Genomic DNA, 7,171 nt, shown 5'->3' on the forward strand with positions numbered 1-7,171 from the left:
CGCCGGGTTGTCGGCCGCGCTCGGCGGCGGCGCGTACGGGATCGCGGGTGGAGGCTGCGACCCCGGCGGGACGAGCTGCGTGGACTCGGGGACCCTGGCCCTCGCCCTGCCCGCCACCGGCCTCGCCGGCGTCTCCCGGCTGGCCGGGCTGGACGACCTGCGTCGGCTCGGGGCCGTCGCCGAACGCCTGCTGGTCGCCCTGCGGCTGCGACGGCTGCACCACCTGCGTCGGTTCGGACGTGCCGAACGGGTTGTTCTGCTGCGGCTGCGGTTCGCTGGGCGGACCCTGGGGCGGCTGCTGCTCGCCGTCCCCCTGGTTCGGTGGCTGCGGAGCGCTCATGTGGGTCGTGTACCCCCTTGACGAGGACCTGGGTGATTTCGCTCGCGCACACGCTATCGGATCGCTGCCCGGGACCTGTGTAACGCCCCGGACAGCGCGTCCGATGTTCGGCAGAACCGGCCTACGAGTGCCCGGAGAGGAAGGCCAGCAGGTCCTGCCTGGTGACGACGCCGGCGGGCTTGCCGCCGACGAGTACCAGCGCGCCGTCGGCCGTGCCGAGCGCCTTCATCGCCGCACCGACCTTCTCCCCCGCGCCGATCGTCGGCAGCGGCGGCGACATGTGGGCGTCGAGCCGGTCGGCCAGTGCGGCCTTGCCGGTGAACAGCTCCTCAAGCAGGTCGCGCTCGTTCACCGCGCCCACGACCTCGGCCGCCATCACCGGTGGCTCCGCGCTGACGACGGGCATCTGGCTGACGCCGAACTCGCGCAGGATGGCGACCGCCTCGGCCACCGTCTCGGTGGGATGGGTGTGGACCAGGTCGGGCAGGGTGCCGTCCTTGCGCCGCAGCACGTCGCCCACCGTCATGTCCTGGGTCTCCGGCGGCATGAAGCCGTACGAGGACATCCAGCCGTCGTTGAAGACCTTGCCGAGGTAACCGCGCCCGCCGTCCGGCAGCAACACCACGATCACATCGTCGGGGTCGACCCGCTTCGCCAGTTCGAGCGCGGCGGCCACCGCCATCCCGCACGACCCGCCGACCAGCAACGCCTCCTCCCGCGCGAGCCTGCGCGTCATGGTGAACGAGTCGGCGTCGGAGATCGGGATGATCTCGTCGGCGATCTCCCGGTCGTAGGTCTGCGGCCAGAAGTCCTCGCCGACGCCCTCGACCAGGTAGGGCCGCCCCGTGCCACCCGAGTACACCGAGCCCTCCGGGTCGGCACCGACGATGCGGACGCGCCCTTCCGAGACGTCCTTGAGGTAGCGACCGGTACCGGAGATGGTGCCGCCGGTGCCCACACCCGCGACGAAGTGCGTCACCTTGCCCTCGGTCTGCCGCCAGATCTCGGGCCCGGTGGCATGGTAATGACTGGCCGGGTTCTCCGGGTTGGCGTACTGGTCGGGCTTCCACGCGCCCTCGATCTCGCTGGTGAGCCGGTCGGAGACGCTGTAGTAGGACTCCGGGTGGTCGGGCGGCACCGCGGTGGGGCACACGACGACCTCCGCCCCGTAGGCCTTGAGGACGTTGCGCTTGTCCTCGCTGACCTTGTCCGGGCACACGAACACGCATCGGTAGCCCTTGCGCTGAGCGACCATCGCCAGCCCGACCCCGGTGTTTCCCGAGGTGGGCTCCACGATCGTGCCGCCGGGGGGCAGCGCGCCGGAGGCCTCGGCGGCCTCCACCATGCGCAGCGCGATCCGGTCCTTGACGCTGCCACCCGGGTTGAGGTATTCGACCTTGGCCAGCACGAGTGGGCGCGGGCCCTCGGTGAGCGAGTTCAGCCTGACCAGGGGGGTGTCGCCCACCAGGTCGATGACGTGTTCGGCGTAATCCATGTCACCAGGGTAAACAGCGACTCCGGCCCCGGGTAGAACGGACTCGCCCGTCCCCGCGCGCGACCCCGGGAACACTGTCCGAAAAGGACACCCCGGACGAGTCGCCGCGATCGGGCCCGGCGGGGGCCGGGGGTGTCACGGGGTGTGGCGGGGGGCACCCAGGGCTGTGGTCCGCCGCCCCGTCCGGGCAGGATAGGAACCTAAGCGCATGCTTAGTCGACCCGAAGGAGTGTCCACCATGCCGGAAGCCGTCATCGTCTCCACCGCCCGATCCCCCATCGGCCGCGCGGGCAAGGGGTCACTGGTGGACATGCGTCCCGACGACCTCACCGCACGGATGGTGCGGGCGGCGCTGGACAAGGTGCCCCAGCTCGACCCGGCCGAGATCGACGATCTCATGCTGGGCTGCGGACTGCCCGGCGGGGAGTCCGGCTTCAACATGGGCCGGGTCGTCGCCGTTGAGCTCGGCTACGACCACCTGCCCGGCTGCACCATCACGCGGTACTGCTCCTCCAGCCTCCAGACCACGCGGATGGCGCTGCACGCGATCCGCGCGGGCGAGGGTGATGTGTTCATCTCGGCGGGCGTGGAGACCGTCTCCCGGGGCGCGAAGGGCACCTCCGACTCCTGGCCCGACACCCACAACCCGCTCTTCGCCGACGCCGAGGCGCGCACCGCCCGGCGCGCGGAAGAGGGCGGCGACGGCTGGACCGACCCGAGGGAGGACGCCGAGCTGCCCGACGTGTACATCGCGATGGGGCAGACGGCCGAGAACCTGGCCCGCCTCAAGGGCATCTCCCGGCAGGAGATGGACGAGTTCGGCGTCCGGTCGCAGAACCTCGCGGAAAAGGCCATCGCCGACGGGTTCTGGGCCGACGAGATCACCCCGGTGACCCTGCCGGACGGCTCGGTCGTCTCCGCCGACGACGGCCCCCGATCCGGGGTCACGCTGGAGGGCGTGTCAGGGCTCAAGCCGGTGTTCCGGCCGGACGGCCGCGTCACCGCGGCCAACGCCTGTCCACTCAACGACGGCGCCGCCGCCCTGGTGATCATGAGCGACACGAAGGCACGCGAACTCGGCATCACTCCCCTGGCCCGGATCGTGTCCACCGGCGTGAGCGGCCTCTCGCCCGAGATCATGGGGCTCGGCCCCGTCGAGGCGTCGCGGCAGGCGCTGGCGCGGGCGGGAATGTCGGTCGGCGACGTGGACCTCGTCGAGATCAACGAGGCGTTCGCGGCCCAGGTGATCCCGTCCTACCGGGAACTCGGCATCGACCTCGACCGGCTCAACGTCAACGGCGGGGCCATCGCCGTGGGCCATCCGTTCGGCATGACCGGTGCGCGGATCACCACGACACTGCTCAACTCGCTGCGGCACCACGACAAGCAGTTCGGCCTCGAGACGATGTGCGTCGGGGGCGGGCAGGGCATGGCGATGGTGCTGGAGCGCTTGAGCTGACGCGGCCGTCCGTCGCCGGGACCGGGACGCTGTCCCGGTGAGAGCCCCGGCGATCCGGCGTCGTGGCGCGGGAGCCGGGCTTCCGGCCCCGCGCCGCCGGCTCACACCGCCTTCGGCGGTCCCATGCAGATCACGGTCTCCGGCTCCGAGTACACGTACGGCTCGACCCGGCCGGGAAGGTCCCCGCACGCTCCGGCCGGGTCCGCCGTGCCGTCGGCGACCCGGAGCACCACCATCTCGGCGGCGGGGTCGGCGCAGGAGACCCGTTCGTAGCCCTTGGGACTGTCCGGGTCCATGTTCGTCAGGCAGTCACCGCGCTCGACGTTGAACATCAGGCACAACGTCTTCTGGCCGGAGAAGACGACGCTGTAGTGCCCGTCCGGACAGCGCGCGTCCACGCCGTCCTCGCTGGCGGCGACCCGGAGCACGGCGTCGTCGTCCTCGCAGTCGAGCAGCTCGGGGCTCGCGGTCATCCCGGAGAAGTCGGACACGTGGACACAGTCGCCGACGGCCAGCTCAGGTGTGCCCGCGTCCGACCACCGGATGACGATGACCACCGCGGCGACGATCAGCGCGACGGCCGCGACGACGCCCGCCCACGCGGTGCCCTTCCGGCGCGGCGGCGCGGGTGGCTGTCCGAACGCGTCGGGGCCGAACGGCTGCTGCCCGAACGCCTGCGGTGACCCCGGGTACGCGGCGTACGGAGGCAGACCGCCCTCGGGGGGTCCGTACGGATTCGGCCCGCCCGGCGGCGGGGCTGCAGGGGGCTGAAAGGGATGGGCACCACCGGAGTCGTCCGGTCTCTCGCCGTACGGTGGAACCGTCACCGTGACCTCACAGGAACGTCGACCTCACAGGATCTTCACACACGGGGGCGTCGCCATCTAACACCAGAAGGTGCCCGGGCGGACAGGCGCCCCTGCCGTGCGCACAGCACGGGGGGCGCCCGGCTGTGCGGCCGGGCGCCCCCCGTGGTCCAGGAGCGTGGTGCCCGCGCGTCCTATTCGCTTTGCAGGTAGGACAGCAAGCGCAGGATCTCCAGGTAGAGCCACACGAGGGTGACCATGAGGCCGAACGCCACGTACCAGGCGAACTTGGCGGGCACCCCCTCGCGGATGGCCTGGTCGGCCATGTCGAAGTCCAGCAGGAAGCTGAACGCGGCGACACCGATCACCACGAGGCTGAAGATGATCGCGAGGGGGCCACCGTCGCGCAGGCCCATGTTCACGCCGAACAGGCCCAGCACGAGGTTGGCCAGCATGAGGACGAGCACACCGCCCAGTGCGCCCATCATCCACTTACGGAACTTGGGGGTGACCTTGACGGCTCCGGTCTTGTAGACCACCAGCATCACGACGAACACCGCGGCGGTGCCCAGGATGGCCTGGAGCGCGATTCCCGGGTAGAGCATCTCGAACACGCCGGTGATCGCGCCGAGGAACACGCCCTCGGCCGCGCAGTAGGCCAGCGTCATGGGCGCGCTGGCCATCTGCTTGAAGACGATGATCAGGGCCAGGACCAGGCCGACGAGCATGCCGCCGATCATGGCGCCGAAGATGGCCCCGGACGAGCCCGCCGCCACCTGCGACTGGGCCCAGATCGCGGTGATCAGCCCCACCACGAGCGTGACACCGAGGCTGGCCCCGGTCTTCATGACGACGTCGTCCACCGTCATCGGCCGGTCGGCGGCGCCGGAGGGCGCCTGCGGCGGACCGTAGCCGGGCTGACCGCCCAGTGGCTGGTTGAAGCCCGCGGGCGGACCACCCGCCGCCCCCGCGGGCAGATTGCGGAAGGCTGGGTTGCTGGAAGTTCGCACCTGATCCTCCTGGATCTTCTGGCACTGGCATCGGGTACAACGACCACGCGTGCCGGTCGGTTCCCGTCGGTCGGTAAAGGCGACTTTACCCACACCGGGACGCACGGCGACCGCACACCGGCGCCGTGGCGCGGCCCCCGGCCCTCACCGACGTCCACCGGCTGGCCGATTGCCCAGGTCATCATTTCACGCCATGCTCCCCGGGCGTGCCTCGCGTCACCGTGCCGCGCACGCGATGTGACGCGGATCGCACATTCACTTGTTCGAATGAAGGGGGTATTCCCGTGGCGCGAAGACGCCTCGGCACCGCGGTGCGACTGCTGGGTGCCTGCCTGCTGGCGACGACGGGGCTCGCGGCGTTGCCCGGCACCGCCTCCGCCGCGGTCGAGGAGGGCATCGGACACGAGATCACCCCGGGACAGGACTGGGGCGGACGCGACCGCAGCGGTACCCATGACTGGCTCGGCTCCTACGTCGTCGGAGGCGAGCACGTCTTCTGCGTCTCCTTCGCCCTGAAGGCGCCGGACACCGACGAGACCTACGAGCCGGGCGACGAGCTGTTGACCAAGTGGGGCGACCCGCTCTCCGCCGAGGTCGCCGCGGACATCTCCTACCTGCTGCTGCGCTACGGCGACACCGAGAGTCCCGACGACGCCGCCGCGCTGGCACACCTGCTGCACTCGTGGACCGCCGCGCCGCGCGACCCGAGCGACCTCGACCCGGACAACCCGTTCACCGAGATCGCCTACGACATCGAGGGCCATCTGGCCGCCCTGCCCCAGTCGGTACGGACGACGGTCGAGGAGATGAAGCGGGAGGCGGCGACCTACCGGGGCCCGTGGACGGCCGAGGTCACCGCGCCCGAGGGCGAGCAGACGATCGACACCCCGTCGGAATGGACGGTGACGGTCACCAATGCCGACGGCACCGGCATCCCGGGCGTGGACATCACGCTCGATGTGGCCGATCTCGGGCTCGCGGACGGCGACGCCGGGAGCACCGGAACCGTCGGGGACGGCGCGGCCGCGGCCTCCGGCGCGGAGGACGGGGCGGCCGAGACGGTGGACACGGCACAGACCGTGGTCACCACCGACGAGAACGGCACCGCGACCGTCGCGCTCACCCCGACCGGCGAGAATCCCCTGGTCCGGGCGACGCTGTCGGCACCCGCGGACAGGCCCTACGTGCGCGAGCCCGTCACCACCGACACCCAGCGCGTGGTCTCCACCGGTGGCGAGCAGGAACTGACGGCCGAGGCGGCCACCACGGCACGGACCGCGCCGGGCCAGGTGCGCGTCGCCAAGGTGGACGACGAGACGGGCGAGGGCATCGCGGGAGTGCCGTTGCGCCTCACGGGCGAGGACGGCACCTCCCCCGCCGTCGGCCAGGACGGGCAACCGCTGCTCGGTACCGACGGCGAGCCGCTGGTCATCACCACCGAGGGACCCGACGGCACGGCCGCGGTGGAGAACCTGCGCACGCCACAGACGGTGTGCCTGACCGAGGTGAAACCGCCGAACGGCTACACCGACGCGTTCGATCCCGAGAACCCACCGCGGGCCTGCGGGGAGCTGACCCCGGGGAAGACGGTGACGCTGCGGATCACCAACGTGGCCGACGAGGTGCCACGCACCATCCCGGCGGGCGCGCGTCCGATGGCGGTCGAACAGGCCGCGACCACCTCGGGAGCGCCCGTGGAGGCGCTGCTCGGGCTGGGCGGCCTGGCGTTGCTGGTCTCGGGCCTGACCGGGTTCGCCGTCCGGAGGAGGTTCGCGCGGCGGTGACCGGGTCCGAACGTGAGGGAGGCCGCCGGTGGACGCGGCCGTACCTGCTGGGCGCGGGCAGTGTGCTGGTGGCCGAACTCGCGGTCGTCGGGGCGCTCGTGCTGCCGTCCCCGACGGTGATCGCGGGGACGACGTTCGTCCACTGCTCCACCAACTCGCGCTGGTTGGCGACCGCGACGGTGTGCACGGGTGAGCCGCGTTACTTCCGGATGACGAAGTTCTGGGGCAAGCTGCTCCTCGTCAACTTCGCCATGGGCGTGGTCACCGGTATCGTCCA

Annotated in this window: 6 protein-coding genes and 1 pseudogene; 3 read left to right on the top strand and 4 right to left on the bottom strand. The window is 71.4% G+C overall.

All coding sequences use genetic code 11. The features are described 5' to 3' along the window. Positions 1-340, bottom strand: a pseudogene (locus SACSA_RS27175) (hypothetical protein); the annotation flags it as partial. A 121-nt stretch (positions 341-461) separates the two neighbouring features. After that, positions 462-1,835 (bottom strand): cystathionine beta-synthase, encoded by a 1,374-nt coding sequence (locus SACSA_RS0105995; protein ID WP_019814257.1) that lies wholly within the window; start codon positions 1,833-1,835, stop codon positions 462-464. Positions 1,836-2,073: 238 nt separating this feature from the next. Between SACSA_RS0105995 and SACSA_RS0106000 the strand changes: the two genes are divergently transcribed. Beyond that, positions 2,074-3,294 carry an acetyl-CoA C-acetyltransferase gene (locus SACSA_RS0106000; protein ID WP_028661595.1) on the top strand — a complete coding sequence of 407 codons (1,221 nt, stop codon included), beginning with the start codon at positions 2,074-2,076 and terminating at the stop codon, positions 3,292-3,294. A 101-nt stretch (positions 3,295-3,395) separates the two neighbouring features. Here SACSA_RS0106000 and SACSA_RS21760 read toward each other — a convergent pair whose 3' ends face one another. Then, positions 3,396-4,121, bottom strand: coding sequence for an LppU/SCO3897 family protein (locus tag SACSA_RS21760; protein WP_019814259.1), 726 nt, complete (start codon positions 4,119-4,121; stop codon positions 3,396-3,398). A 173-nt stretch (positions 4,122-4,294) separates the two neighbouring features. Further along, positions 4,295-5,110, bottom strand: coding sequence for a Bax inhibitor-1/YccA family protein (locus SACSA_RS0106010; RefSeq protein ID WP_019814260.1), 816 nt, complete (start codon positions 5,108-5,110; stop codon positions 4,295-4,297). A gap of 284 nt (positions 5,111-5,394) precedes the next feature. On the opposite strand from SACSA_RS0106010, the gene SACSA_RS0106015 reads away from it, so the two are divergent. Next, positions 5,395-6,894, top strand: a complete 1,500-nt coding sequence (locus SACSA_RS0106015) for an MSCRAMM family protein (RefSeq protein WP_019814261.1) — start codon at positions 5,395-5,397, stop codon at positions 6,892-6,894. Then, positions 6,891-7,171: cytochrome ubiquinol oxidase subunit I (locus SACSA_RS25770; RefSeq protein ID WP_048876467.1), on the top strand; the 281-nt coding region annotated here is incomplete at its 3' end. The genes SACSA_RS0106015 and SACSA_RS25770, both read left to right, overlap by 4 nt.

The sequence above is a fragment of the Saccharomonospora saliphila YIM 90502 genome, from assembly GCF_000383795.1.
GTDB lineage: Bacteria > Actinomycetota > Actinomycetes > Mycobacteriales > Pseudonocardiaceae > Saccharomonospora > Saccharomonospora saliphila.

Excerpts from the sequence above, each read along its gene's own strand:
- SACSA_RS0105995 (WP_019814257.1), bottom strand. The coding sequence starts at position 1,835 with ATGGATTACGCCGAACACGTCATCGACCTGGTGGGCGACACCCCCCTG.
- SACSA_RS0106000 (WP_028661595.1), top strand. The coding sequence starts at position 2,074 with ATGCCGGAAGCCGTCATCGTCTCCACCGCCCGATCCCCCATCGGCCGC.